At 33.0% G+C, this 26,280-nt stretch carries 26 protein-coding genes; 21 read left to right on the top strand and 5 right to left on the bottom strand.

Annotation, left to right across the window (positions count from 1 at the left end):
- Window positions 1-58: 58 nt before the first annotated feature.
- From ric to Z054_RS0122180, 3 genes are read right to left on the bottom strand one after another with little or no spacing between them, the layout of a single operon-like run.
- On the bottom strand, window positions 59-808 hold the full coding sequence (gene ric, locus Z054_RS0122190; protein ID WP_024772227.1) for an iron-sulfur cluster repair di-iron protein: 750 nt from the start codon (window positions 806-808) through the stop codon (window positions 59-61).
- A gap of 11 nt (window positions 809-819) precedes the next feature.
- Window positions 820-3,063 carry a nitric-oxide reductase large subunit gene (locus Z054_RS0122185; RefSeq protein WP_024772226.1) on the bottom strand — a complete coding sequence of 748 codons (2,244 nt, stop codon included), beginning with the start codon at window positions 3,061-3,063 and terminating at the stop codon, window positions 820-822.
- A 58-nt stretch (window positions 3,064-3,121) separates the two neighbouring features.
- A complete protein-coding gene (locus tag Z054_RS0122180) occupies window positions 3,122-3,556 on the bottom strand; it encodes an RrF2 family transcriptional regulator (RefSeq protein WP_024772225.1) in 435 nt (144 codons plus the stop codon).
- 218 nt (window positions 3,557-3,774) lie between these two features.
- Here Z054_RS0122180 and nirK point away from each other — a divergent pair, with 218 nt between their 5' ends.
- The 18 genes from nirK (at window position 3,775) to Z054_RS0122090 (ending at window position 20,541) form a co-directional block, all read left to right on the top strand.
- Entirely contained in the window at window positions 3,775-5,250 is a 1,476-nt protein-coding gene (nirK, locus tag Z054_RS0122175) for a copper-containing nitrite reductase (RefSeq protein ID WP_024772224.1), read from the top strand.
- 13 nt (window positions 5,251-5,263) lie between these two features.
- Window positions 5,264-6,055 carry a formylglycine-generating enzyme family protein gene (locus Z054_RS0122170; protein ID WP_024772223.1) on the top strand — a complete coding sequence of 264 codons (792 nt, stop codon included), beginning with the start codon at window positions 5,264-5,266 and terminating at the stop codon, window positions 6,053-6,055.
- Window positions 6,056-6,112: 57 nt separating this feature from the next.
- The gene (locus Z054_RS0122165; protein WP_024772222.1) at window positions 6,113-6,733 is read left to right on the top strand and encodes an SCO family protein; all 621 of its coding nucleotides are present in this window, start codon (window positions 6,113-6,115) and stop codon (window positions 6,731-6,733) included.
- Between the two features lie 221 nt (window positions 6,734-6,954).
- Window positions 6,955-7,467, top strand: a complete 513-nt coding sequence (locus Z054_RS0122160) for a c-type cytochrome (protein WP_024772221.1) — start codon at window positions 6,955-6,957, stop codon at window positions 7,465-7,467.
- Window positions 7,468-7,514: 47 nt separating this feature from the next.
- A complete protein-coding gene (locus Z054_RS0122155; RefSeq protein WP_024772220.1) occupies window positions 7,515-8,018 on the top strand; it encodes a hypothetical protein in 504 nt (167 codons plus the stop codon).
- Window positions 8,019-8,087: 69 nt separating this feature from the next.
- Window positions 8,088-8,663 (top strand): fasciclin domain-containing protein, encoded by a 576-nt coding sequence (locus Z054_RS0122150; protein WP_024772219.1) that lies wholly within the window; start codon window positions 8,088-8,090, stop codon window positions 8,661-8,663.
- 23 nt (window positions 8,664-8,686) lie between these two features.
- The gene (nosZ, locus tag Z054_RS0122145) at window positions 8,687-10,654 is read left to right on the top strand and encodes a Sec-dependent nitrous-oxide reductase (RefSeq protein ID WP_024772218.1); all 1,968 of its coding nucleotides are present in this window, start codon (window positions 8,687-8,689) and stop codon (window positions 10,652-10,654) included.
- A 102-nt stretch (window positions 10,655-10,756) separates the two neighbouring features.
- Complete coding sequence (locus Z054_RS0122140) at window positions 10,757-11,356, top strand: hypothetical protein (RefSeq protein WP_024772217.1); 600 nt, start codon at window positions 10,757-10,759, stop codon at window positions 11,354-11,356.
- Window positions 11,357-11,358: 2 nt separating this feature from the next.
- The gene (locus tag Z054_RS0122135; RefSeq protein WP_024772216.1) at window positions 11,359-11,805 is read left to right on the top strand and encodes a nitrous oxide reductase accessory protein NosL; all 447 of its coding nucleotides are present in this window, start codon (window positions 11,359-11,361) and stop codon (window positions 11,803-11,805) included.
- 137 nt (window positions 11,806-11,942) lie between these two features.
- Window positions 11,943-13,181, top strand: a complete 1,239-nt coding sequence (locus Z054_RS0122130; RefSeq protein ID WP_024772215.1) for a nitrous oxide reductase family maturation protein NosD — start codon at window positions 11,943-11,945, stop codon at window positions 13,179-13,181.
- A complete protein-coding gene (locus Z054_RS0122125) occupies window positions 13,178-13,885 on the top strand; it encodes an ABC transporter ATP-binding protein (RefSeq protein ID WP_024772214.1) in 708 nt (235 codons plus the stop codon). Before Z054_RS0122130 ends, Z054_RS0122125 begins: the two co-directional genes overlap by 4 nt.
- Window positions 13,878-14,660: an ABC transporter permease gene (locus Z054_RS0122120; protein WP_024772213.1), complete on the top strand. Its 783-nt coding sequence runs from the start codon at window positions 13,878-13,880 to the stop codon at window positions 14,658-14,660. Before Z054_RS0122125 ends, Z054_RS0122120 begins: the two co-directional genes overlap by 8 nt.
- 32 nt (window positions 14,661-14,692) lie before the next feature.
- Window positions 14,693-15,901 carry a hypothetical protein gene (locus Z054_RS0122115; protein ID WP_024772212.1) on the top strand — a complete coding sequence of 403 codons (1,209 nt, stop codon included), beginning with the start codon at window positions 14,693-14,695 and terminating at the stop codon, window positions 15,899-15,901.
- 190 nt (window positions 15,902-16,091) lie between these two features.
- On the top strand, window positions 16,092-17,351 hold the full coding sequence (locus Z054_RS0122110; protein ID WP_035093092.1) for an outer membrane beta-barrel protein: 1,260 nt from the start codon (window positions 16,092-16,094) through the stop codon (window positions 17,349-17,351).
- A gap of 185 nt (window positions 17,352-17,536) precedes the next feature.
- The gene (locus Z054_RS0122105; RefSeq protein ID WP_024772210.1) at window positions 17,537-18,121 is read left to right on the top strand and encodes a HupE/UreJ family protein; all 585 of its coding nucleotides are present in this window, start codon (window positions 17,537-17,539) and stop codon (window positions 18,119-18,121) included.
- Between the two features lie 85 nt (window positions 18,122-18,206).
- Window positions 18,207-18,638 carry a deoxycytidylate deaminase gene (locus Z054_RS0122100; RefSeq protein WP_024772209.1) on the top strand — a complete coding sequence of 144 codons (432 nt, stop codon included), beginning with the start codon at window positions 18,207-18,209 and terminating at the stop codon, window positions 18,636-18,638.
- Entirely contained in the window at window positions 18,638-20,221 is a 1,584-nt protein-coding gene (locus Z054_RS0122095; RefSeq protein ID WP_024772208.1) for a S41 family peptidase, read from the top strand. The genes Z054_RS0122100 and Z054_RS0122095 overlap by 1 nt, the downstream gene beginning before the upstream one ends.
- Before the next feature lie 14 nt (window positions 20,222-20,235).
- Window positions 20,236-20,541 carry a hypothetical protein gene (locus Z054_RS0122090; RefSeq protein ID WP_024772207.1) on the top strand — a complete coding sequence of 102 codons (306 nt, stop codon included), beginning with the start codon at window positions 20,236-20,238 and terminating at the stop codon, window positions 20,539-20,541.
- A 43-nt stretch (window positions 20,542-20,584) separates the two neighbouring features.
- Here the strand turns inward: Z054_RS0122090 and Z054_RS31115 are convergent, their stop codons facing one another.
- Together Z054_RS31115 and Z054_RS0122080 are read right to left on the bottom strand one after the other, a co-directional pair.
- Window positions 20,585-20,785: a hypothetical protein gene (locus tag Z054_RS31115; protein WP_084050534.1), complete on the bottom strand. Its 201-nt coding sequence runs from the start codon at window positions 20,783-20,785 to the stop codon at window positions 20,585-20,587.
- 14 nt (window positions 20,786-20,799) lie between these two features.
- Entirely contained in the window at window positions 20,800-21,372 is a 573-nt protein-coding gene (locus Z054_RS0122080; RefSeq protein ID WP_024772206.1) for a MarC family protein, read from the bottom strand.
- A 115-nt stretch (window positions 21,373-21,487) separates the two neighbouring features.
- Between Z054_RS0122080 and Z054_RS0122075 the strand changes: the two genes are divergently transcribed.
- From Z054_RS0122075 to Z054_RS0122065, 3 genes are all read left to right on the top strand, one after another.
- Window positions 21,488-22,057, top strand: coding sequence for a DUF3109 family protein (locus tag Z054_RS0122075; protein WP_024772205.1), 570 nt, complete (start codon window positions 21,488-21,490; stop codon window positions 22,055-22,057).
- 387 nt (window positions 22,058-22,444) lie between these two features.
- Window positions 22,445-23,422: a ribonucleotide-diphosphate reductase subunit beta gene (locus Z054_RS0122070; RefSeq protein ID WP_024772204.1), complete on the top strand. Its 978-nt coding sequence runs from the start codon at window positions 22,445-22,447 to the stop codon at window positions 23,420-23,422.
- 370 nt (window positions 23,423-23,792) lie between these two features.
- The gene (locus Z054_RS0122065) at window positions 23,793-26,255 is read left to right on the top strand and encodes a ribonucleoside-diphosphate reductase subunit alpha (protein ID WP_024772203.1); all 2,463 of its coding nucleotides are present in this window, start codon (window positions 23,793-23,795) and stop codon (window positions 26,253-26,255) included.
- Window positions 26,256-26,280: the final 25 nt, after the last annotated feature.

The following is a 26,280-nucleotide window of genomic DNA, read 5'->3' as shown; positions in this document are numbered from 1 at the left end:
TTGCTTATTTATAAAAAACTTCCGGAAAATCGATTTTCCGGAAGTTTTTTAAATGGTATTAATCTTCAACAGAAGACTTTGATCCTTCTACAATCTTCTTTTCCATTTCTATTGCTTTTGGGAACAAAATATTATTCTCTAGATGGATATGTAAATGTAAATCCTTTTCAAATTCTTCTAACATTGAAAAAGTAACATTATATGTATTACAAGCATCTTCGGGAGGAGTATAATTATTTGATAATCCTGAAATTTTACGAAATCGTACTCCTTCGTTATCGTGTTCCTGCATCATCATCGAAATAGGATTCTCTACAGTTCCAAAATGAGGAGGTTGCACGTTATGATTTTGTTCTAGGTTTTTTACCATTTTTCTAACAAAAGGAAACAGTATAATTTCCTCTTTTTTCATATGTTGTGCAAGTTCACCAGAGGCTTCACTAAATAGAGTATGAATTTCTAGCAACTCCGGATGGCGTCCTCCATGTACTTTGCAGAGTTTTTCTAAATATTGACGTAGTATCGGGATCCTTTCTTCTACATAACGATGATGTTTCTTTTCTATATAATCTGCTAATAGATCAAGTGGCCAGGATTGATAATCAATAGCAACATCATCTTTTTTGATTAAAACGTCGTTCAAACTTTCCAGAATGGTTTCAACTTCAATCCCATTTTTATTACAAACCTCTTCTAATGTTCTGTCTCCTCTACAGCAAAAATCAATTCCATATTTTGAAAAAACGGTAGCAGTTCGATAATCCTTTGCAACGAATTGCCCTACCTTGGTTTTTATTAATGTTTCCATAATTTATTTATTTAAAATTGTTTTATTTTATTTTTTAATGTTAAGTCAAACACGAACCAGCAAGTAGTTACTATACCAATTGCAAAAATAATATCACCAATAGATCGTAACCACTTTAAAATAACCATTGTAGGGTGTTGCATTAGTTCTGCAGAACGGGCATACCACATTCCATGATCCATACTTTCAAGTGCTTGCCATATACCTATTGGTAATAAGCTTAGCAGGGCCATTGCCAATAATCCTATATTTAAGGACCAAAAAGTAATTTTTAGTAATTTTTGATTCCAGAGTATGTCTCTGTATAGGCTTCTTAAAACAAAGAGCATTAAGCCTATTCCCAGCATACCATAAACTCCAAACATAGCTGTATGTGCATGAAGTGGGGTTGTATTAAGCCCTTGAACATAATACAAAGCAATGGGCGGATTGATAATAAAGCCAAAAATTCCTGCCCCAAGAAAATTCCAGAAAGCTACTGCTATCATAAAATAGATTGGCCACTTGTAATCCTCAAGCCAACGTGTTGCTTTAGATAGTTTATAATTATGATAAGCTTCATATCCAATAAGGGTAAGAGGTACAACTTCTAAAGCACTAAATGTAGCACCCAGAGCCATTATAGCGGTAGGAGTCCCAGAAAAATATAGGTGATGAAAAGTACCCAAAATACCACCAGACATAAATATAATAGTAGCAAATAGTACATTATGGATAGCGGTTTTAGTTTTTAATAATCCTAGTCTTACAAATAGGAAAGCGATTACTACAGTGGCAAAAACTTCAAAAAAACCTTCTACCCAAAGATGTACAACCCACCATCTCCAATATTCAGCAATCGCTAGATTTGTCTGTCTGCCCCACATTAATCCAGCACCATAGAACATGGCTATTGCAGTACAGGATATTAAAAACATGATGATGAGGTTTTTTTCTTCAGTTTTTTTCTTCAATACGGGTAGCAGTGGGCGAACCATTAAAGTCAGCCATAGAAATAATCCAATAAGTAGAAAGATTTGCCAGAATCTACCTAAGTCAACATATTCATATCCTTGATGTCCAAACCAGAAGTTCTCTATCAGGTCAAGCTTTTGCATAACTCCCATCCATTGACCAAACATTGAACCTACTACAATAATCAAAAGGGCAATAAATAGAAAATTAACACCAAATACTTGAAATTTCGGGTCCTTGCCAGACACTGCTGGCGCAATGTATAACCCTGTTGCTAACCAGGCCGTTGCAATCCAGAAGATGGCTAATTGAGTATGCCAGGTACGGGTAACAGAATATGGAAGGATTTCATCCAAAGGTATCCCGTAAAATCCATTTCCTTCTACACCATAATGAGCAGTAACAATACCTAATAACATCTGAACGACCATTAAAAGGCTTACAGCCCAAAAGTATTTTTTAACTAATCGCATAGAAGGTGTCATACCTTGTTTTAATAACGGATCCTCTGATGGAGGAGGAGCATCTTCGTCTTCACCAGATTTGACATGATAGAAGACCAGTACACCAATACATAAAATCAATAAAATAATACTCACTCCCGACCAGGTGTATAGGCTTGTAGTTGGGACGTTACCAACTAACTCATCTGCAGGCCAATTGTGGGTATATGAAATTACATCCTCGGGTCTTTCTGTAACGGTAGCCCAGGTAGCCCAAAAGAAAAAAGCATTCATTTTTTGCATTCGCTCTTCACTTTTAATAGTGTTTTTTGGGATTGCATAGTCTGATCGTAATTGATCAAACTTTGGATCATCGGTAAATAGATCTTTATAATAATTACTTAAATGATGTATAGCTTCAACTCTTTCTTTTGAAATAGAAATTGTATTGCTGGCCTTATCATAAGTGTTAGTTCTTAGATCCTTTTGCAATCGTATTTTTAAGGCAGCCTGTTGCTCTTCATTAATTTCATCATAACTTTTGTTGAAATCCGATTTTGCATATTTATTTAAGATAAACAGAGCTTCACGATGTAACCAATCTGCTGTCCAGTCAGGTGCAACATAGGCCCCATGCCCCCAGATCGAACCGACTTCTTGACCACCAATGCTTTGCCAAATATTTTGGCCTTCTTTAATCGCTTTACCGGTGAAAATAACTTTGTTATCAGATGAAATAATCTTATTGGGTATCGGAGGAGATTGTTGATAAATCTCATAACCATAATAACCCAATACGCCAAAAGAGAACAGTATCACTGCTGTAAACCCTAGCCATAGTTTTCGTTCTTTATTCATTTTTTAGATATTGAAAAATTAATTCGGACAATTTTGTCCTGTTTAAGAGTAATTTTTTTTAGGTTTTTAAATATGAAGCTCCAGACTTGATCCCAAGAGCTAATTCTTCAAGGTTGGTAGATTCTAACATTTTCTTTAATTCTTCTCTTACGGAAGCGAATTTATAATGAACAGGACATGGATGATCTTCTGAGCATTTATTGAGACCTAACCCACAACCAATATAAATACTATCACCATCTATTGCATCAACAATTTTTGCAAGTTGTATTGATGCTATTTTGTGTTTTTCTATTTCAAAACCGCCGGCAGCACCTTTTATAGAATCGACTATATTATTTTTAGCTAGTTTTTGGAGAATCTTTGCAGTAAATGCTTCTGGCGAATCAATTTTGGCAGCAATGTCTTTAAGACTTACTCGCTCTCCTTGGTATGATTTTAAGGCGATAAAGATAGCAGCTTTAATTCCGTATTCACAGGCTTTTGAAAACATTCTATTCAAAAATTAGTTATAGTGCAAAATTAGTAATTATTTAATTAGGATAAAAATATCCGAATTAAATAATTGCTAATTTTTATCCTTGTATTTTAATAAAAGACTAATTAGTCTTAAAATATGATATTTATCATATTTCATGTGCTGTAGTAATTCTTATTTTTACAAAATAAAAGATAAAAAAGTCTTTTATTAATAGTAAAAGTAGTAAGAATATGAAATCAAAAAAACCATTTGTATTGTTATCTAGTACAGGATTGTTTATAGGCGTTCTATTGATGATCCTATCTGCCTGCTCACAAAACAAAGAAGCAGAGGCAAAGAATTATCTGGGGCCAGAAGGCATTCCTGTAAGTCAAGAAATGATTGCCGAATTAACTTCACCTCCCAATGTTCCTGGACCTACAGGAAGAAGAAAAGCGAAGAAGCTTATCGTGAATATGGAGGTTCTAGAAGAAGAAGGAGAGATGACAGATGGAGTAAAGTATGTGTATTGGACGTTTGGAGGTTCGGTACCAGGAAGTTTTATAAGAACAAAAGTTGGGGATGAAGTAGAGTTTCACTTAAAAAATCACCCAGATAACAAATTACCCCATAATATAGATTTACATGCTGTAACAGGCCCAGGGGGTGGGGCAACATCTTCTTTTGTAGCTCCTGGACATGAAGCTCAGTTTTCTTTTAAAGTACTAAATCCAGGATTATATGTATATCACTGTGCGACAGCTCCGGTAGGGATGCATATTGCTAATGGAATGTATGGATTAATACTTGTTGAGCCAGAAGAAGGTCTTCCACCGGTAGATAAAGAATATTATGTAATGCAAGGGGATTTTTATACCAAAGGAGAGAATGGAGAAAGAGGATTGCAGCCCTTTGATATGAAAAAAGCTGTAGATGAAGATGCAGATTATGTGGTTTTTAATGGAAAAGTAGGTTCGTTAACCGGTGATAATGCCATTACAGCAAATGTTGGAGAAACGATAAGATTATATGTAGGTAATGGTGGGCCAAACCTTGTATCTTCTTTCCATGTTATCGGCGAAATTTTTGATGTCGTTAGGGTAGAAGGAGGTGACCTTATTAATACCAATGTGCAAACTACTCTGGTTCCTGCAGGAGGTGCAGCTATCGTAGAATTTAAAGTTGATGTTCCGGGAACCTTCATTTTGGTGGATCACTCTATTTTTAGAGCATTTAATAAAGGTGCCTTAGGAATGCTTAAGGTACAAGGAGAAGAGAACAAGAAAATCTATTCTGGTAAACAGGAAGAAGGAGTCTATCAACCAGAAGGAAGTGGAATCCAGGAAATGCCCGTTGATGAGAGTGTAGTAAAAACCGAAGAAACGGCAAAAACACTACAGGAAAAAATGGAATTTGGTAAAGCTACCTATATGAGAACTTGTTTTGCTTGTCACCAAGCCGAAGGTCAAGGAATTCCTAATGCTTTTCCGCCTCTGGCTAAATCAGATTATTTAAATGCTGATCTAAACCGTGCAATTGATATTATACTAAACGGTAAAACAGGAGAAATTACTGTAAACGGTGAAAAATACAATAGTGTGATGACTAAACAAGACCTAACAGATGAAGAAGTAGCCAATGTGCTTACTTATATATACAATAGTTGGGGAAATTCTAAAAAAGAAGTAACAGCATCCATGGTTGCAAGTAAAAGAAACGCACATTAAAATTATAGAATAAATGCTAACTCCTCCTTTAAAAATAGTTTTCTTTTTTGCTATATGTATAGGATATACATTAAATAGTGTTATAGCACAAACAGAAAATATGGTTACTGTTAAAGGAGGAGTTTATATTCCTCTATACGGAGTTGATTCTACAGCGGTAAAAGTCAATGATTTTTTAATGGATGTTTATCCTGTATCAAATAGTGAATTTTTAGCATTTGTTAAGAAATACCCACAATGGAAACGAAGCCATGTAAAGCAGTTATTTGCAGATAAAAACTATTTGGTACTTTGGAAAGATGATAATACTCTAAGTGATCAATTGAAACCTAATTCTCCTATAACAGGTATTTCTTGGTTTGCCGCCAAAAAATATTGTGAGTGTCAAGGAAAAAGATTACCAACTATTGATGAATGGGAATACGCTGCAATGGCAGATGATAAGACTATAGACGCAAGAAAAAAAGAAACCTATAATCAATATATTTTAGAATGGTACGAAACTCCTAAATCTTTTAATAACAGTATTGGATCTACTTTTAAAAATTATTGGGGCATATATGATTTACATGGATTAGTATGGGAATGGACATTGGATTTTAATTCTGTACTGATATCGGGAGAATCTAGAAAAGATGTAGATAAAGATAGTAATTTATTTTGCGGCAGTGCAGCTGTTGGAGCTTCAGATTTAATGAATTACGCTGCGTTTATGCGCTATGCTTTTAGAGGAAGTATGAAAGCAAATTATGCAGTCAAGAACTTGGGTTTTCGTTGTGTAAAAGATATTAATGTAACTCCTTAAGTCCACAAGATAAAACTCAAATACATAATGTGTGTTAAATCATCAAATATGATCAAAATGAATATCATAAAAATTTTACTATTAGGAGCAATCATTGTGTTAAGCTCTTGTAATAAAGAAAAAAAACAAGAAGAAGTAGCTGTGTCTGAATCTAAATCTAAATCCAAAGAACATAACACTTCTATTTCTGAACTTTCGATTTACAATTTGCCTTCTATTTGGACTACACAGGACAATAAAAAAATAGAACTCAAAGAATTAAAAGGAGATGTTCTTGTAATGGTAATGATCTATACCTCTTGTAAAGCAGCCTGCCCGAGATTGGTGGCTGATATGAGAGATATAGAAGCTCAAATTCCAGAATCTAAAAAAGAGAATATTAAACTCTTATTAGTAAGTATTGATCCAGAGACTGACACCCCCGAAAGGCTTAAAAAATTCTCTATTGAGAACGAAATGGAATCTGATCAATGGCTGTTTCTTAGAGGCACTAAATCAGATACAAGAGAATTTGCAGCTGTTCTTGCCGTGAATTACAAAAAAATATCACCAATGGATTTTTCACACTCTAACATCATAAGCGTTTTTGATCAGGGAGGAGAATTAGTCCATCAACAAGAAGGGTTAGGAGTAAACAATAAGGAAACCGTAAATAAAATTATTGAGTTGGCACATTAGTAAAGAGAAAATGTAGTCTTTTAGAACCCTAATTTATAGCCTTCGAGTTAAGAATTTTATGTTCAATTTTCTGAAAACCATAAAATAAAAGACTAATTTGTCCGAAATATGACTTTTGTCATATTTATCTCCCTATCCCATACCTAATTTTGTCTGATATAATCAAAATAATATTTCTCTTGAGAAATGAATTTTTGAACAATAATCTTAAATCTATTAAAATGATTAGACTAGACAAATTGATAATTTTATTCGCTGTTACTCTATTAATAAGTTGCGGAGGAAAAGAAGAAAAAAAGGAAGAACAAATTAAAATAGGAAAGAGTACAACAACTCAAAAAAAAGAAACCAAACCCGTTTCTACTGGCACTCCTGCATCAAAAAAAGTTGATCTCACAAATAAAGGAGTTGGGCCAATCAAAAATTTAGTATTAGATGCCACTATTGACGAAACAATGGCTGCTCAGGGAGCCGAACTCTTTAAGACAAAATGTACTGCTTGTCATAAAACCCATAAGAAGTTTATCGGGCCAGCTCCCGTTGGTATCTTAGAAAGACGAACTCCAGAATGGATTATGAATATGATTCTGGATCCTGAAAAAATGATTAAAGAAGATCCACTGGCTCAAGAGTTACTAAAAGAACATAATGGGTCTCCAATGGCAAATCAAAGTTTAAAAGAAGAAGAAGCTAGAGCCATTTTAGAATACTTCAGAACTTTGAAAAAGGGATAGTACAAAAGGCTTTATTGGAAATATTGTAACCTGTCTAAGGATAAAGAATGTTAAAGCAGATTGTTGAACCCACCATAATAAATTTAAAACAAGCAGAAGAAATATTTGCAGAATTACCACCTGCTATTTATTCCAGTACATCTGCAGCGCCTTATTACAGTAGTATAGGTGGGCATTTACGTCATATACTAGATATTTTTAAATGTATAGTTAATGGTATAGATTCTAGAATTATTGACTTAACCAAGAGAAAAAGGGGAACTATTGTAGAACAAAACCCAGTAGAAGGTCAGAGATATTTGAGAAAAATAATTTCTGATCTGGAATGTATTTCTGATTTAGATCCCAGTATTGCTATTATTATAAAAGATGATCTTGGGATGGGGATGGTTGAGATTCCGACAACCCTAGGAGGAGGGTTAAACCAAGCTCATAGTCATGCAATCCACCATTTTGCTTGTATTGGATACATATTACATATTCATGGAACCATTTTGCCAAATAAAGTTTTTGGATACAACCCTACAACACCTGAAAATCAGAGTATTTGATGTAGTAGGATTTATAGATTTTGTGCAGATCAATATAGACACAACAAAAAATAAACTAAACTAAATATTATGAAAACAACTAAAGCATTTTTTTTAATTCTAATGAGCTTTACCTTCTTGCTAAGTTGTAAAACAGAAACTAAGAAAGAGGAAACAAATTCAACACCAAAAAAAACAGTAACCGAAACCACCGAAAAACAAGGGCAAGCATTTATTCAAGATGATGAAGCGACCCCTAATGTACTTAATATAGCAATTGGTTCTAAAGATCATACTACATTGGTGGCAGCTGTTCAGGCTGCCGGTTTAGAAAATTCCTTGGTAAATGCAGGGCCTTTAATGGTATTTGCTCCAACTAATGAAGCGTTTGATGCATTACCCGAAGGAACTGTAGAGAATCTTTTGAAACCAGAAAATAAAGACGCATTAGCAAACATTCTAAAATACCATGTAACACCAGGTAATTACTCAAAAGATTTTCTGAAAAAATTTAAAAAACTGGGCCAGTCTAATGGTGTAAATGTGAAAGTAACCAAAGAAGGCGAAGATGTTTTTATTGGCGAAGCCAAAATTTTAGCAAGTATTCCTGCCGGAAACGGAATTGTACATGTTATTGATAAGGTATTATTACCACCATCAAATTAATAAACTAATAAAAAGATAAACCAATGAAACGTATATCTCAAATACTCTTTATTACAGCAGTACTTAGCTTGGTAATAACCGGCTGTGCAGATATTAATAAAGATAAAAAAATAACCGATGGAGCATTAGGATCTAATGCTGCAGAAAAAGTCTATGTAGCTCCTGGAGAGCATGATGAATTTTATGCATTTGTCTCAGGAGGGTTTAGTGGACAACTATCTGTATATGGACTTCCATCAGGACGATTATTTAAAGTAATCCCTGTTTTTTCTCAAGATGCAGAAAAAGCATGGGGATATAATGAAGAAACAAAACCAATGCTTAATACCTCTTATGGTTTTGTACCTTGGGATGACTCTCACCATCCAGATATATCACAGACCAATGGAGAAGTTGATGGGCGTTGGGTTTTTATTAACGGAAACAATACCCCAAGAATTGCAAGAATTGATCTAAGTACTTTTGAAACTACAGAAATAATTGAAGTTCCTAATAGTGCTGGTAATCATAGTTCATCTTTTGTAACAGAAAATACAGAATATGTAGTAGCAGGAACTCGTTTTTCTGTACCTGTACCACAAGAAGATATTGCTATCAAAGAATATAAAGGAAAATTTAAAGGAGCTGTATCCTTTATTAGTGTAGATCCTGATCATGGAAATATGGAAATGGCTTTTCAGATTTTACTACCAGGTTTTAATTATGATTTAGCTCACCCAGGTAGAGGAGCCTCACATGGTTGGTTCTTTTTTACTACATACAATACAGAAGAAGCAAATTCTTTATTAGAAGTAAATGCATCTCAAAATGATAAAGACTTCATCGCTGCAATCAATTGGAAAAAAGCAGAAGAATATATCAAACAAGGGAAGTTTAAAACAATGCCGGCTAATTATGCACATAATGTATATGATGAGAAAACACATACGGCAACTTCTACAATGAAGAAAGAAGTAAAAGTATTAGATCCTGCAGAATGCCCAGGTTTAGTATACTTTTTACCAACACCTAAATCACCACATGGTTGTGATGTAGACCCATCGGGAGAATATATTGTTGGGAACGGTAAACTTTCTGCCGATCTTACAGTACACTCGTTTAGTAAAATGATTAAGGCTATCGAAAATAAACAGTTTGATGGGGATGCTTATGGAATTCCGATTATCAAATTTGAAGATGCATTGGCAGGTGTTGTTTCTCAAGCCGGACTAGGACCATTACATACCGAGTTTGATGGTAAAGGAAATGGATATACCACGTTCTTTATTTCTTCTGAAGTAGTAAAATGGAAACTAGGAAGTTGGGAAGTAATAGATAGAAAACCTACATATTATTCTGTAGGCCACTTGATGATTCCGGGAGGAAACTCTAGAAAACCATTTGGTAAATATGTACTGGCGATGAACAAGATAACTAAAGATCGTTATCTGCCAACCGGACCAGAAGTTACCCAATCGGCACAGTTGTATGATATCACAGGTGAAAAAATGGAATTGCTATTAGATTTTCCAACTATTGGAGAACCACATTATGCCGCTGGGATACCAGCTGATCTCATAAAACCCCATTCTAAGAAAATCTATAAATTAGAAGAAAATGAACATAAGTATAGTATTAAAAATAATGAAAATGTAAGAGTAGAACGCGAAGGAAAAGAAGTACATGTATATATGACTATGATCCGAAGCCATTTTACACCAGATAATATAGAAGGAGTTAAAGTAGGGGATAAGGTCTATTTTCATGTTACAAATTTAGAACAAGATTATGATGTACCACATGGAGTGAGTATGATCGGAGCCAATACTTCTGAACTACTAATAATGCCTGGGCAAACAGAAACTTTTGTGTGGGAACCTAAACAAGTAGGAGTCTGGCCATTTTATTGTACTGATTTTTGCTCGGCATTACATCAAGAGATGCAAGGATATGTAAGAGTATCACCTGCATCATCTGATATAGAACTTTCCTGGTCTCTGGGAGAAGATTAATTTCAGATTCTACCAGGAAGGAGATAGATTAGTTATATTTCCAAAAAAGCGAGAGGATAAAATCCCCTCTCGCTTTTAAATCAACTTAAAAAAATTGTAGTCATGAAGAAGAAATCAAGAATATTAATGCTTGTAGGAGTACTGTTGCCTTTATTTCTGTTCGTATTTCCTCTTTGGAATATTACATTAGAAGCTCCTCAATATCCAACTCCGTTAGGAATGGATATCTACATAAATGATTTCGCAGACATGCATCCTCATGATATTAAGAATATCAATTTGATGAATCATTATGTAGGAATGAAATACATTCCCGAATCGATTCCAGAATTCAGGATTTTTCCTATTGTGATTATAGTAATGGCCTTTTTAGGAATTATATTAGCCTTTAAAGCAAACTATAAATGGTTTTTGGGATGGTTTATAGTAATGGCTATTTTAGCCTTGGCAGGAATTTATGATTTTTATCTGTGGGAGCATGACTATGGGCATGATTTGGACCCAAAAGCAATAATGAAATTTACCAATCCAGACGGGACTGTTATGGGGTTTCAACCTCCATTATTTGGAACTAAAGATATTTTAAATTTTAGAGCCCACTCATACCCTCAACTAGGGGCATATTTTTTGGCAATAGGAATGGCTCTGACCTTTATTTCTTATTTTGTAGGGAAACGCGAAAAAAACTTCAAAAATCAATAAAAATGGAAAGGAATAGTTTTAACACAATAGCATTTTTAATACTACTAATAATAACATGTTCCTCATGTAACATTCAACAGGAAAAAATTGCCTATGGAGAAGACAATTGTCATTATTGCAGTATGACCATTGTCGACAAAATTCATGCTGCCGAGATCGTTACAAAAAAAGGTAAGGTATTTAAGTTCGATGCAGTAGAATGTATGATAAATTATGTTGCAGAGATAGACAAAGAAGAGATCTCACTTTATCTTTCTAATCATTACGATTCTCCAGAAGAATTAATTGATGCAACACAAGCTACTTTTTTGATAAGTAAAAATATATCGAGCCCTATGGGAGCGTTTTTAACCTCATTTGAAAGTAAGGCGAGTGCAGAAAAAGTGAAATCTGAAAAAGGAGGGGATTTATTTACCTGGGAAGAACTTTTAGAACATCTAAAGCATTAAAATAGAAATATATCTATCCATCCAGTATAACTAATAGATAAAAATACTTATCCCGATGAAAACCGGGAACTATTCGAATTCTATGTTGATCCGTAGTGATTAAGATTTAACCTATAGAAAAAGCAAATAATAAATAAATGTTTCAAATCAGGAAAATACTATTTCTGGCAATCTTTCTTCTGCCAGTGTTACTTCTCGGCAAGACTATAAAGGTCTGTAATTCCTGTGAAATAAAAACAATAAAAAAAGGTATAGTTATAGCCACGGCACTTGATACAGTACTTGTGAAAAAAGGAAAGTATAATGAATTTAATATTGTGATTGATAAACCTTTGACATTATTGGGAGAAAACTACCCCATAATTGATGGGGAGTTAAAAGGAGGAATTATAAAAGTGATTTCTGATAATGTTACGGTAGATGGATTATTCATTATTAATGTAGGTACTAGTTATACAGAGGATTATGCGGCTGTACGGGTAGTAAAAAGCAAAAACTTTTTGATACAAAATTTAGTGCTAGAAAAGTTATTCTTTGGGATATATCTAGAGAAATCAAGAGATGGCAGAGTTTTTCATAATAAGATTATAGGTGACGCAGTAGAAGAATATAATTCGGGTAACGGTATACAACTATGGTATTCTCAAAATATAGACATAGAAAATAATATCATTACACATGTAAGAGATGGTATCTACCTTGAGTTTGCTAATGATTGTAGAATAAAAAATAATATAAGTTCTAATAATTTACGATATGGGTTGCATTTTATGTTTTCTAACAATGACCTGTATGAGAATAATACGTTTGAGAATAATGGAGCAGGTGTCGCTGTAATGTTCTCCAAGAAGATAAAAATGTTGAGCAATACATTTAAAGAAAACTGGGGAGCAGCATCCTATGGTCTTTTGTTGAAAGAGATCAATGATGCAGAAATAACAGGAAACATTTTTAAAGAGAATACAATAGGGATTAATATCGAAGGCTCTAATCGAATTAAGTATACTAAAAACAGTTTTGTGAAAAACGGTTGGGCCATCAAAGTACGTGGTGCATGTTATGCAAATATATTTAGTAACAATAACTTTATGTATAATTCATTTGATGTCTCCTATAACAGTAAACTTAATGACAACAAATTTGATAAGAATTATTGGAGTGGGTATACAGGATATGATTTAGATAAAAATGGTGTTGGAGATGTACCTTACAGGCCGGTAAAATTATTTTCATATATCGTAAACAGGACCCCAGAAACGATTATCTTAATGAGGAGCTTGTTTATTGATATGATTGATTTTTCTGAAAAAGTATCGCCTGTATTTACCCCTGATGATTTACTTGATAAGTATCCGTTAATGAAAAAACAAGGATGATTAAAATTGATAATTTACATAAGGATTTTGGAAAGAATCAGGTTTTAAAAGGAGTCGATCTAAGTATTGCTGAAGGCGGGATATTTGCAATACTAGGGCCAAATGGATCTGGTAAAACGACATTGATCAAATCTATTCTTGGGATGGTTATCCCAAATAAAGGTGATATTTTTATTGATAATACTCCAATTAAGAAAAGTTGGAAATATCGTGAGCAAATAGACTATTTACCGCAAATAGCTAATTTCCCTGCAAATCTTACAGTGCAAGAATTGATTAGAATGATCAAAGATTTACGAAATAAATCTGGAGATGATACTGCGCTGATATCCTCTTTTCAATTGAACCCTTTTCTGGATAAAAAACTAAGTAACCTATCTGGAGGAACAAAACAAAAAGTAAATTTAGTATTAACATTAATGTTTGATAGCCCATTAATTATTCTAGATGAACCTACTACAGGGCTTGATCCTATTGCCTTGTTAGAGCTTAAAAAAATAATACAAATAGAAAAAGAAAAAGGAAAAACAGTTTTGATCACTTCTCATATTATGAGTTTTGTTGAAGAGATTGCCGATGAAATCGTTTTTCTTCTCGAGGGTAAGGTATATTTCAAAGGAAATATAAGCACCCTAAAAGAAAAAACGAAAGAAAACGACTTTGAACATGCGATTGCTAATTTGCTAAAAGAAAATAATGCTTAAGATTTTAAAATATAGTTTTTACGACCTTATCCGTAGCCGATGGAGTTATGTATACCTGCTTTTTTATTTGGCATTAGGATTTGTATTATTATTCCTGAATAATGATTTGTCAAAAGCTGTAATTACTTTGATGAATGTGATTATTATTCTTGTTCCTCTTATCGGAACTATTTTTGGAGTTATGTATTATTATAATTCTAAGGAGTTTACCGAATTACTTTTGGCGCAACCCATTAAGAGATCGTCTATTTTTCTTGGGCAATATTTAGGAGTAGCGCTTTCATTATCTATGAGTTTGGTAATAGGATTAGGATTACCGTTTGCCATGTACGGCCTTTTTCAATCGAGTGCGATTTGGGAATTTTCCTTACTCCTCATTACGGGTACATTTTTGACATTAATTTTTACGGCGTTGGCATTTAATATTGCTCTCTATAATGAAAACAAAATAAAAGGGTTTAGCTACGCTATTTTGCTTTGGTTATTTATGGCGGTGATTTACGATGGTCTTTTTTTAATGTCATTAATCATGTTTGAATCCTACCCATTAGATAAATTTTCAATAGGAGTAACTTTATTTAACCCTATTGATTTATCTAGGATCTTGATATTATTAAAACTTGATATTTCTGCTTTATTAGGGTATACCGGTGCAGTTTTTCAGAAATTTTTTGGTACTAATTTAGGAGTAATTTTATCTTGTATCGCACTTTCTATTTGGGTATTTTTACCTACATTCAACATCTATAGAAAATCTAAGAAAAAGGATTTCTAAAGCTATATTTGTTGTACTGAAGAAACTGCTGCATGATAAAATCAAAACAAAATGCCTTGATATCACTTGCCTTTTTTTTATTGGCAGCTGCACTTGGTGTTTTTTTAAGATTTTTATACGTTTTTGACATATCTGTTGATTATAGATATATTGTACATACACACTCCCATATAGCATTACTAGGATGGGTATATATTGGTTTAACAACCCTACTTTACAAATTGTATTTAGGTAAGTGTAATGTTGATAAACGATATAGAATCATTTTCTGGTTTACCCAATTTACCTTATTAGGAATGTTGTTTAGTTTCCCTTTTCAGGGATATGCATTATTCTCGATAACTTTTTCTACACTATTCCTTTTTGCTTCGTATTGGTTTACCTGGTTTTTTATTAAAAATATACCAGAGAAGTTTAAGAATGCAAAATCTTACAAATGTATAAAGATTGCTTTGTGGTATATGGTTATTTCTAGTATTGGTCCTTGGGCATTAGGAGCAATAATGAGTACGCTAGGAACAGATTCTATCTGGTATAGACTGGCTATTTATTTTTATTTGCATTTTCAGTATAACGGATGGATGATACTAGCTTTATTTGGATTGTTGATTTTTATTCTTGAGCACCAAGAGGTACGTATCTCTAATAGAGATTTTAGTAACTTTTCTAGGGCAATTAACCTTGGGATTGTTTTAAGCTTTTTTCTTTCGGTATTATGGACTAGACCGGCAGGTATTTATTATATTTTGGGAGGAGTAGGTGGCTTGCTTCAGTGTATAGCATTTTTGATGTTTATTAGGCTATTAATAACATCAAGAACGGTATTAAACAACATATTCTCTGGTTTTCAAAAAAAACTATTAAAAACAATAGGTATTCTTATCCTGATTAAATTTTTACTACAATTGATCTCGGCTTTTCCATATTTTGCAAACCTGGCTACTACTATTATAGATTTTACTATAGGTTATTTACATTGGACTTTTTTGGGAGTAGTAAGCATTAGTTTATTTTTATTCTTGGAATATTTTAAACTTATTAAAATTCCTGAAAAAGGATATTACATCTATCTTTTAGGATTTGCTCTCACAGAAGTATTGATTTTTTATAAAGGGGCCGTCATTTGGCTTGATTTTATTTTTTTTGAACACTATTTTATTACTCTTTCAATAGCAAGTGTTGTGGTCTTGATTGGTATTAGTTTTATTTTTATAACTAATTTAAGGTCAATCAAAATATGATCTCAAAAGAGTAGAAATATTTTGCAAGTATACTACAACTATTCATTTTCAGACCATTTAATTCTACCTAATAATTTTTACTAAAAACATTTTTATGTCAGTTCCGAAAAATGAAACTGAGACTTGCTATTATTGCAATGTGAAAATTGAATGTAGAAACCATATAAATACACAAAAACTAAACATTGAAATGAAAAAACAATCACTTTTACTTCTGTTAATGATCTTAAGTATTACCGGTTATGCCCAAATCAAATTTGAGCAGGGATATTTTATTGATAATAATGGAATAAAAACAGAATGCCTTATTAAAAATGTAGATTGGCATGATAATCCGAGCCAGATTGAATATAAAATAAGTGAAGATGATGAGGCCAAGATAGACTATATAAGAAACATTAAAGAATTTGCAGTCTCTGATCTAAAATACGTAAAAGCAACTGTAAATATTGATATGTCAAGCGAGGAATTAAATCATTTAAGTGCTAACAAAAACCCCGAGTTTAAAGAAGCAACTTTATTTCTGAAACATGTAGTGCAAGGTGAAGCAAACCTATATCAATATGAGGAGGGAAACTTAATTAGATACTTTTATCAGGTAGGTGATAAGGATATAGAGCAGTTAATCTATAAAACGTATAGAGTTACACAAGAAATAGTAAACGGGGTAGCAAAAGAAAGAACGAATAAAATTGATAAGAATAATCGATATAAACAGCAGCTTTGGACAGATGTTAAATGTGATAACATGAAAGAAAGTGATGCAGTAAAAACGAACTATAAGAAAAATAGTTTAATAAAGTATTTTGTAAAATATAATGCGTGTAAGGATCCAAACTTTGTGAACACTCGTAAACAAGAAGATAGAGATTTATTTAACCTTACGATCAGACCAGGGATTAATTTTTCTTCTCTTAAATCCAATGTAGACTTATCTAATTTTGTTATAAATAATAATAGTAGAGATATTAGTAATTTTGAAGATCAATCAGGTCTTAGATTTGGGATTGAAGCAGAGTTTATTTTACCCTTTAATAAAAACAAATGGGGGATATTTATAGAACCCACTTATCAGTCTTATAAATCAGAATTAGTAATAGAATACATAAATTTTCTTGGTACAAATACCAGAACTTATACTGTTGATTATAAATCCATAGAATTACCTATAGGTTTAAGGCATTATATGTTTCTAAGTGATAAGTCAAAATTGTTTGTTAATGCTGCTTATGTATTAGACTTCGAGTTTGATTCTACATTTGTATTGAGAAATAATAGTTCTACCCCAATCGTTAATAAGTTAAAAAGTAAAACGAATATAGCAGTAGGTTTTGGATATAAGTATAATGATCGATATAGTATTGAAGCACGTTATGCAACAAGCCGTGAAATAGGTGGTATATTTGATTATAGTTCTTTCTCTGTGATTTTAGGGTATTCGTTATTTTGAAAATACTTTTCGAAAGAAAAATTTTATAAATAAAAGAAAAACCCAGGAATATACTCCTGGGTTTTTTTGATTCTGGTAGTTGGTTTTGTTTCAGAATTTCTTAAACTTTTGATAAGAATTTTTCATGTATTTCTTCGTTCTTGTATTTAGTTGTACATTAGTCCCACACCTCAAAACCTAAAATTATGTCAGAGTTTTGGCTTTATATAAAGCTGGGTTTTGGTCACGTGCTGGATTGGCATGCTTATGACCATATTTTATTTTTAATTGCGCTAACAGTAGGATATACTTTTGATAACTGGAAACGTATTTTGTTGTTAGTTACCTTGTTTACAATTGGGCATACATTGTCTTTATTTTTGGCAACATATGATGTGGTATCAGTAAATTCGAGATTGATAGAATTTCTGATTCCTTTGACCATATTGATTGCAGGTTTGTTTAATGTATTTACTGTAAAGAATACTTCAAAAAACAGTAAAATAGGAATCTTATATGGAGTAACTATTTTTTTTGGACTAATTCATGGATTGGGATTTTCTAGTTATTTTAGAGCAATTAGCAGTAATGTGAACTCTAAAATTTTGCCTTTAATTGAATTTGCATTGGGTGTTGAAGCTGCACAGATTATTATTGTTTTAATTGTTCTTATAGTTAGTTTTATATTTCAGACCTTTTTTCGATTTTCAAAACGAGATTGGATACTTGTTGTTTCTTCTATTGTGATAGGAATGGTAATCCCCATGCTTATCGCAAATAAAATTTGGTGAATAAGTGTGATTAGGGTTGTATTTGCCACATCGTAATAATATATTCGTACTTTGATTGTTATCAATACACTAGTCATTCTATTTTATGTCAAAAAAAAAACAACTGAAGTACGATAAAGCCTATCTGAGAATTGCAAGAGAATGGGGGAAATTATCTCATTGTGAAAGAAAAAAAGTTGGTGCGGTTATTGTAAAGGATAGAATGATTATTTCAGATGGATTTAACGGGACTCCAACAGGTTTTGAAAACCCATGTGAAGACGAAGAAGGATATACAAAGTGGTATGTATTGCATGCAGAAGCAAATGCGATTTCTAAAGTAGCTTCATCTACTCAGTCATGTAGAGGAGCAACATTATATATTACATTATCACCATGTAAGGAATGTAGTAAATTGATTCATCAGGCAGGTATAAAACGCATAGTGTATCAAATGGGTTATAAAGATGACTCTGGTTTGCAATTTCTTGCTAAGGCTGGAGTAGAAATAGAACAGATTACGGATTTAGAAGAATAATGGGATATTCAAAAAAATACTTGCCTTTGTTTTTGGGTTTGGCTGTAGGAGCCGGAGTATTTTTGGGTAGTAAACTTGATTTTAGCAACCCTTCGGCAAAGCTATTTTCATATAACCCCAAAAAAGAGAAACTAAATAGGCTTATTGATTATATAGACTATGAGTATGTAGATGAAATCAATACCGATAGTATCGTCGAGGTTACGGTAAACAGAATATTAGAAAACCTGGACCCTCATTCGATATATATACCCTCAGAAGAACTTGAAGAGATTACAGAGAACATGCAAGGAGATTTTATTGGTATTGGAGTAAGTTATTACCCCTATAGAGATACAATATCAGTGATTAATACCATAAAAGGAGGGCCAAGTGAAAAATCTGGAATTAAGGCAGGAGATAGGATATTAATGGCAGATAGCGACACCTTATTTGGAGAACGACTTATAAGAGATGGATTAGCAAATAGGCTAAAAGGAGAGCTAAACAGCCAGGTACAACTTAGAGTATATAGAAAAGGTAAAGGCACATTTGATGTTGTGGTAAAAAGAGGACGCGTACCTATACAAAGTGTAGATGCGTCTTATATGTTAGATGATAAATTAGGGTACGTAAAAGTAAACCGTTTTGCAGAGACTACTTATAAAGAATTTAAAACGGCAATGGATGAGCTAATTGATAAAGGTGCCGAAAATGTGGTGATTGATCTTCGTGATAATGGAGGAGGATTTATTGCTCCGGCTTTAAAAATGGCGGATGAATTTTTGAAAGATGATGTGCTGATTATGTTTACCAAAAATAAAAAAGGAGCCATCGAAAATAATTTTGCTACTAATAAAGGAAGTTTTGAACAAGGAAAAGTATATGTGCTAATCAATGAAAACTCTGCCTCTGCCAGTGAAATTTTTGCAGGAGCAATTCAAGATAATGATAGAGGTGCTATCGTTGGCAGACGTTCTTACGGAAAAGGTCTTGTGCAAAGAGAAATGGCATTAGGTGACGGTAGTGCAATACGATTAACAATTTCAAGATACTATACACCAACCGGGAGATCAATACAAAAGCCTTATACTAATGGAAATAAAGAGTATTTTAATGAGTATATGGAGCGATATAAAAATGGAGAATTACAGAGTGCAGATAGTATTCAGGTAGCAGACTCTCTAAAATTTAAAACTCCAGGCGGCAAAATTGTTTATGGGGGCGGGGGTATTATACCAGATATATTTGTTAGTAAAGATACTACACGTGTTGGTGAAACATTAGATTATATGTTACGTTCTGGTCGTATGGGAGGGTATGTATTCGAAGAACTTGATAAAAACAGGTCGTATTATAATGATTTATCTGAAAATGAGTTTAATGAAAAAATCAATATAGATGACGCTTTTGCTGAAGATTTTTTAAAATATTCAAGACAAAGAGGGATAGAAATTGAGTTGAAAAACTATGAAGATCAATTAAAAAAATATTTGAAAGCGACAATGGCGCAACAATTATTTGGAACTGGAGCTTTTGAAAGAATTATAAATAAAGATGATGCGATGATTAATAAAGTATTATCACTTTCTAAAGAAGAATAACTTATATCCGATATATGTCAGAATTTGAAGAATATCTAGTAGCTATTGCAATATGCTCTCCGCTTTTTTTCTTTATTATAGCAGTTGCTTTTAGGTTGTTGGATAATAGTGCTTCTATTTTTTTAAAGCATGATATATTAGTTGATACCTCTTATGTTTCTGGTGATATAATAAGAGAGCACATCCATAGTTCTGAAGATATAAAGCTTAAAAAATCCTTAATGCGAGCATTATTATTTAGAAAGCTGCATAACTTTTTTATGATTCTAATGGTAATTTCTATTCCACCCGTGATTATCGCTTGCTTCTTTGTGTTTTAAAAAGTGTTTTGCTGTTAAAACAAAGCTGATAAAGCTTCAGGAATTAATTTCCTCTTTTCTTCTTTTGGATGTTTTTAGAAACCAACAAGATTGACATTAACAGAACTACGCAAGCAGAAGAAAAAATGCCAATAAGAGCCGTTTTACTATCACCAGCAAATAAATCATCAAAATCTAGATAGGTTATATTGTAAATGATTAAACCCGTTGCAATAGCAATTAGTAAGTATATAAAATATTTCATGCGTTTAATTTTCTTTAAAAAAGACCTTTGATATTTGTAGCAAATAATTTAACTGCAATAGCAAGTAGAATTACCCCAAAAATCTTTCGAATCACATTAATTCCTTGCTTACCTATTATTTTTTCTATCTTTTTTGATGATTTTAAAACAATATAAACAAAAATAATATTGATTAGTATAGCAATTACTATGTTAATTGGGTGGTATTCTGCTCGTAAAGAAAGGATAGAGGTCATTGTACCAGCTCCGGCAATCAAAGGAAAGGCTAATGGAACTACTGCAGCCGTTTCTGGCTCATCATCTTTGTATAATTGGATACCTAATATCATTTCTAAGGCTAGAAAGAAAATAATAAAAGCACCAGCTACGGCAAAAGAATTAACGTCGATCCCGATAAGGTTTAGAATTTCTTTCCCTACAAAAAGAAAAACAACCATTAATATAGCAGCAACAATCGAAGCTTTTTCACTTTGGATATGTCCTACTTTTTTACGTAAATCAATAATAATAGGTATACTTCCTATGATATCTATTACCGCAAATAAAATCATACTTGCAGTAAATATTTCTTTAAGATCAAAGTTCATAGTAAAAATGGTTTCAAAATTTTGAGCAAATATAAATAGACTTTATTAAATAAAGGTATTATAAAAAGGTGAATAAATTGTAAAAAATCTCTTGTATAAGAATTATCTTAGCGGCATGTTTCAATTAGGAAAAACCATAGTTTCTGAGGATATTATAGAGAAAGACTTTGTGTGTAATCTTTCTGCATGCAAAGGAGCCTGCTGCATTGATGGTGAGGCGGGAGCGCCCTTAGAAGAGTCAGAAGTTCATAAGCTTAAAGAGATATACCCTATCGTCAAATCTTATTTGAGAAAAGAAGGTGTCGAGGCTATCGAGCATTACGGAACCCATGTTAAAACTGCTAATGGAGAATTAGAAACACCTCTAATTGATGGAGCAGATTGTGCATATGTGATTTTTGATGAAAAAGGAACAGCTATGTGTGCTATCGAAGAAGCTTATAACCAAGGTGAAGTTGACTGGAAAAAACCGGTATCTTGTCATTTATACCCAGTTAGAGTGCAAGAGTATACCGAGTTTTCTGCTGTAAATTATCACAAATGGGAAATTTGTGATGATGCCTGTACATTGGGTAAAGCATTTCAAGTACCGATCTATAAATTTGTTAAAGAAGCCTTAATCCGAAAATTTGGAGAAGACTGGTATATAGAACTTGAAAACGTGGCAGCAAAATTGAAAAAATAAACCCCTTCTTTATATTTTTAGATATAAATAACTCTCTTTTTTTTGTTAAAAAAAGAGTTTTTTTGGCTTACGGGTTTACCGTAAACAGGTGCATTTTCTCTTCTTTGTTTTTCTGTTGAAAAACCTCGGCTAGCAAGTGAAAAATAAGAGATTTTTGAAGATGATGTTCACATTATCTGTATTTTCTAAAAAACACTTAATATTTTGATTAACAAAGTGTTATGTGTGTTTTGTGAAAGATCATTTTTGTTGCAAATTCACTTCGTGTTGAAAACTTTGTTGAAAACGTTTGTTAACTTTCCGTAGAACTTTTAACCTATTTTTTGATCTTTGTAATACCCTTAGGAAATAAGAAATTCTCAAAAAAAAACAGCTAAAAAAAAAAGAATGAGCGCCGTAGAACCTATTTTGCAAGAAAACAAAGATCGATTCGTAATTTTTCCTATCCAACACCACGATATTTGGGAATGGTATAAGAAGTCCGAAGCTAGTTTTTGGACAGCAGAAGAGATCGATTTGCATCAGGATATTACGGATTGGGCAACCAAACTTACTGAGGATGAACAATATTTTATCAAACATATTTTAGCGTTTTTTGCTGCATCTGACGGTATTGTTAATGAAAATCTTGCAGAAAATTTTATAAACGAAGTACAGTATAGTGAGGCGAAATTTTTCTATGGTTTTCAGATCATGATGGAAAACATTCATTCAGAAACATACTCCTTATTGATCGATACTTATGTAAAGGATGAGAAAGAAAAGGATATACTATTTAATGCATTAGAGAATTTTCCGGCAATTAAGAAAAAAGCAGACTGGGCATTACAATGGATAGAATCTGATTCTTTTGCAGAACGTTTAATTGCCTTTGCGGCGGTAGAAGGGATCTTCTTTTCAGGAGCGTTCTGTTCTATATTCTGGTTGAAAAAACGTGGATTAATGCCAGGACTTACATTTTCTAATGAGCTAATTTCAAGAGATGAAGGAGTACATTGCGATTTTGCAGTTCATCTTCATAACAAACATTTGATAAATAAAGTACCAAAAGATAGAATTAGAAAAATCCTGATAGACGCATTAGATATAGAGAGAGAATTTATAACAGAATCTCTTCCGGTAAGTTTGATAGGTATGAATTCTAAGTTAATGACTCAATATTTAGAATTTGTTACCGATAGATTACTGGTAGAATTAGGATGCGAAAAAGAATATGAAACATCAAATCCATTTGATTTTATGGACATGATCTCTTTGCAAGGTAAAACCAATTTCTTTGAGAAAAGAGTTTCAGAATACCAAAAAGCAGGGGTGCTTAATAAAGACACGGAAGACAATAAGATAAGTTTTGATGCAGATTTTTAATCGAAAAGAACATTAATAGTGTAACGTTAATTTCTTAAGATTATCATTCCAACGAAAGTTGGATCCAAAATACTTAAAAATAAAGATATATTCATTCTGAGCTAATCAAAAACATTTCTTCTGTTTAATTCAGATTAGCTCAGTTTGATAAGGCTTTATGAAAAGCTACACAAAAAAACAAAAGGGACGAAAGTCATATTATTATTTTTTATCTATAGAATTACTCTAATTTTTGGATGTAGAGATTTCTTCTTAGTATCCAATTTCAAGGAGATGAAATATAATTTTTGACCTTCAAATTATAAAATTAGTAACACGAATTATCATCAACTTCTTCGTTAAGAAGAAAATTTAAAAACCAAAAAGAAATATGTATGTAGTAAAAAGAGATGGGCGTAAAGAACCAATTATGTTCGACAAGATTACCGCAAGGGTAAGAAAATTATGTTATGGACTTAATCCACTAGTTGATCCTGTAAAGGTAGCAATGAGAGTGATAGAAGGGTTGTATGATGGAGTAACGACTAGTGAGTTGGATAATTTGGCTGCAGAAATAGCAGCAACAATGACTATAACACACCCTGATTATGCGAAGCTTGCAGCTCGTATCTCTGTTTCTAATCTACATAAAAATACAAAGAAAACTTTTTCTGAAGTCATTACAGACCTATATGAGTATGTAAATCCAAGAAACGGTAAAAAAGGACCACTGATAGCCGATGATGTATATGAGGTAATTATGGCTAATAAGGAAAAGTTGGATTCTACTATTATATACAATAGAGATTTTGGCTATGACTATTTTGGTTTTAAAACATTAGAACGTTCTTATCTATTAAAAATCAATGGCACAATTGCTGAACGTCCGCAGCATATGCTTATGAGAGTTTCTATCGGTATCCATCTTAATGATCTTGATGCTGCTATAGAGACTTATGAATTAATGTCTAAAAAATACTTTACACACGCTACACCAACATTATTTAATTCGGGAACACCAAAACCGCAAATGTCATCTTGTTTCCTTTTGGCGATGAAAGATGATAGTATTGATGGTATTTATGATACACTTAAACAAACAGCAAAAATTTCTCAATCTGCTGGAGGAATAGGATTATCTATACATAATGTACGTGCTACAGGTTCTTATATTGCTGGTACTAATGGAACATCTAACGGTATTGTACCCATGCTACAAGTATATAATGATACAGCTCGTTATGTAGATCAGGGTGGAGGAAAGCGTAAAGGATCTTTTGCAATATATGTAGAACCATGGCATGCTGATATCTTTGATTTCTTAGATCTGAAAAAGAATCATGGTAAAGAAGAAATGCGTGCACGTGATTTATTCTATGCAATGTGGGTACCGGATTTATTTATGAAACGTGTACAAGAAGATGCAGAATGGACCTTAATGTGTCCTAATGAGTGCCCTGGTTTATTTGATATACATAGTGATGAGTTTGAAGAAGCTTACCTTCGTTTTGAATCAGAAGGAAAAGGACGAAGAACAATCAAAGCACGTGAACTTTGGGAAAAAATCTTAGAATCTCAGATCGAAACGGGTACACCTTATATGTTGTATAAAGATGCTGCAAATCGCAAATCTAATCAACAAAATCTGGGAACTATAAGATCATCTAATTTATGTACAGAGATATTAGAATATACTAGCCCAGATGAAGTAGCAGTATGTAACCTGGCATCTATTGCATTGCCAATGTTTGTGAAAAACGGAGAGTTTGATCATAAAGAGCTTTTTAAGATTACAAAACGGGTAACTAAGAATTTGAACAGAGTAATTGATCGTAATTACTATCCGGTAAAAGAAGCAGAAAATTCTAATATGCGTCATCGCCCTATTGGATTAGGCGTACAAGGATTGGCTGATGCATTTATCCAATTGCGTTTGCCATTTACCAGTGATGAGGCTAAGAAATTAAACCAAGAGATTTTTGAAACTCTATATTTTGCTGCAGTAACAGCATCTATGGAAGAGGCAAAAGCTGATGGGCCATATCAAACTTATGAAGGTTCTCCAATATCTAAAGGAGATTTTCAATACAACCTATGGGGAATAAAAGATGAAGAATTAAGCGGTCGTTGGGATTGGGCAAAACTTCGTAAGCAAGTGCTTAAAAACGGAGTACGTAACTCATTATTAGTTGCACCAATGCCTACAGCATCTACTTCTCAGATTTTAGGAAACAATGAAGCATTCGAACCGTACACAAGTAACATTTATACCAGACGTGTACTCTCTGGAGAGTTTATCGTAGTAAATAAACACTTATTAGAAGATTTAGTGAAATTAGGATTATGGAATGATAACCTTAAGGATGCTATTATGCGTGCTAATGGTTCAGTACAAAATATAGATATCATTCCGCAAGATCTAAAAGAACTGTACAAAACTGTTTGGGAAATGAGTATGAAAGATATTATCGATATGTCTCGTCATAGAGGATATTTTATCGATCAGTCTCAGTCTTTAAACTTGTTCTTAGAAGGTGCTACTATGGCCAAATTAACTTCGATGCATTTTTACGCATGGAAGAGTGGATTAAAAACAGGTATGTATTACCTGAGAACGAAATCTGCGGTAGATGCAATTAAGTTTACGCTTAAAAAGGAAACTAAAGAGGAGCCTAAACCAGAACAAGTAGCCGTAGCTGCTGCACAAGTAATGGAAGCGCAAGCAACCAAAGAAGAACCAAAACAAGAAGCTGTTGCACCAGAAGGAACAGCTCTTACTCCAGAAGAACTTCGTGCAATCATTGCACAATCTAAAGAAGGCGAAGGAGACGATTGTTTAATGTGTGGGTCTTAGACCTAGATTTATATAGGGCAAAAGG

This window comes from Aquimarina macrocephali JAMB N27 (genome assembly GCF_000520995.1).
Lineage (GTDB): Bacteria > Bacteroidota > Bacteroidia > Flavobacteriales > Flavobacteriaceae > Aquimarina > Aquimarina macrocephali.
The sequence above is the reverse complement of the archived record's forward strand: the minus strand, read 5'-3'. Positions and strand labels throughout refer to the sequence as shown.

Bases quoted from the DNA above. Each gene is read 5' to 3' on its own strand.
- ric (WP_024772227.1), bottom strand. From the start codon at position 808: ATGGAAACATTAATAAAAACCAAGGTAGGGCAATTCGTTGCAAAGGAT.
- Z054_RS0122185 (WP_024772226.1), bottom strand. From the start codon at position 3,063: ATGAATAAAGAACGAAAACTATGGCTAGGGTTTACAGCAGTGATACTG.
- Z054_RS0122180 (WP_024772225.1), bottom strand. From the start codon at position 3,556: ATGTTTTCAAAAGCCTGTGAATACGGAATTAAAGCTGCTATCTTTATC.
- nirK (WP_024772224.1), top strand. From the start codon at position 3,775: ATGAAATCAAAAAAACCATTTGTATTGTTATCTAGTACAGGATTGTTT.
- Z054_RS0122170 (WP_024772223.1), top strand. From the start codon at position 5,264: ATGCTAACTCCTCCTTTAAAAATAGTTTTCTTTTTTGCTATATGTATA.
- Z054_RS0122165 (WP_024772222.1), top strand. From the start codon at position 6,113: ATGAATATCATAAAAATTTTACTATTAGGAGCAATCATTGTGTTAAGC.
- Z054_RS0122160 (WP_024772221.1), top strand. From the start codon at position 6,955: ATGATTAGACTAGACAAATTGATAATTTTATTCGCTGTTACTCTATTA.
- Z054_RS0122155 (WP_024772220.1), top strand. From the start codon at position 7,515: ATGTTAAAGCAGATTGTTGAACCCACCATAATAAATTTAAAACAAGCA.
- Z054_RS0122150 (WP_024772219.1), top strand. From the start codon at position 8,088: ATGAAAACAACTAAAGCATTTTTTTTAATTCTAATGAGCTTTACCTTC.
- nosZ (WP_024772218.1), top strand. From the start codon at position 8,687: ATGAAACGTATATCTCAAATACTCTTTATTACAGCAGTACTTAGCTTG.
- Z054_RS0122140 (WP_024772217.1), top strand. From the start codon at position 10,757: ATGAAGAAGAAATCAAGAATATTAATGCTTGTAGGAGTACTGTTGCCT.
- Z054_RS0122135 (WP_024772216.1), top strand. From the start codon at position 11,359: ATGGAAAGGAATAGTTTTAACACAATAGCATTTTTAATACTACTAATA.
- Z054_RS0122130 (WP_024772215.1), top strand. From the start codon at position 11,943: ATGTTTCAAATCAGGAAAATACTATTTCTGGCAATCTTTCTTCTGCCA.
- Z054_RS0122125 (WP_024772214.1), top strand. From the start codon at position 13,178: ATGATTAAAATTGATAATTTACATAAGGATTTTGGAAAGAATCAGGTT.
- Z054_RS0122120 (WP_024772213.1), top strand. From the start codon at position 13,878: ATGCTTAAGATTTTAAAATATAGTTTTTACGACCTTATCCGTAGCCGA.
- Z054_RS0122115 (WP_024772212.1), top strand. From the start codon at position 14,693: ATGATAAAATCAAAACAAAATGCCTTGATATCACTTGCCTTTTTTTTA.
- Z054_RS0122110 (WP_035093092.1), top strand. From the start codon at position 16,092: ATGAAAAAACAATCACTTTTACTTCTGTTAATGATCTTAAGTATTACC.
- Z054_RS0122105 (WP_024772210.1), top strand. From the start codon at position 17,537: ATGTCAGAGTTTTGGCTTTATATAAAGCTGGGTTTTGGTCACGTGCTG.
- Z054_RS0122100 (WP_024772209.1), top strand. From the start codon at position 18,207: ATGTCAAAAAAAAAACAACTGAAGTACGATAAAGCCTATCTGAGAATT.
- Z054_RS0122095 (WP_024772208.1), top strand. From the start codon at position 18,638: ATGGGATATTCAAAAAAATACTTGCCTTTGTTTTTGGGTTTGGCTGTA.
- Z054_RS0122090 (WP_024772207.1), top strand. From the start codon at position 20,236: ATGTCAGAATTTGAAGAATATCTAGTAGCTATTGCAATATGCTCTCCG.
- Z054_RS31115 (WP_084050534.1), bottom strand. From the start codon at position 20,785: ATGAAATATTTTATATACTTACTAATTGCTATTGCAACGGGTTTAATC.
- Z054_RS0122080 (WP_024772206.1), bottom strand. From the start codon at position 21,372: ATGAACTTTGATCTTAAAGAAATATTTACTGCAAGTATGATTTTATTT.
- Z054_RS0122075 (WP_024772205.1), top strand. From the start codon at position 21,488: ATGTTTCAATTAGGAAAAACCATAGTTTCTGAGGATATTATAGAGAAA.
- Z054_RS0122070 (WP_024772204.1), top strand. From the start codon at position 22,445: ATGAGCGCCGTAGAACCTATTTTGCAAGAAAACAAAGATCGATTCGTA.
- Z054_RS0122065 (WP_024772203.1), top strand. From the start codon at position 23,793: ATGTATGTAGTAAAAAGAGATGGGCGTAAAGAACCAATTATGTTCGAC.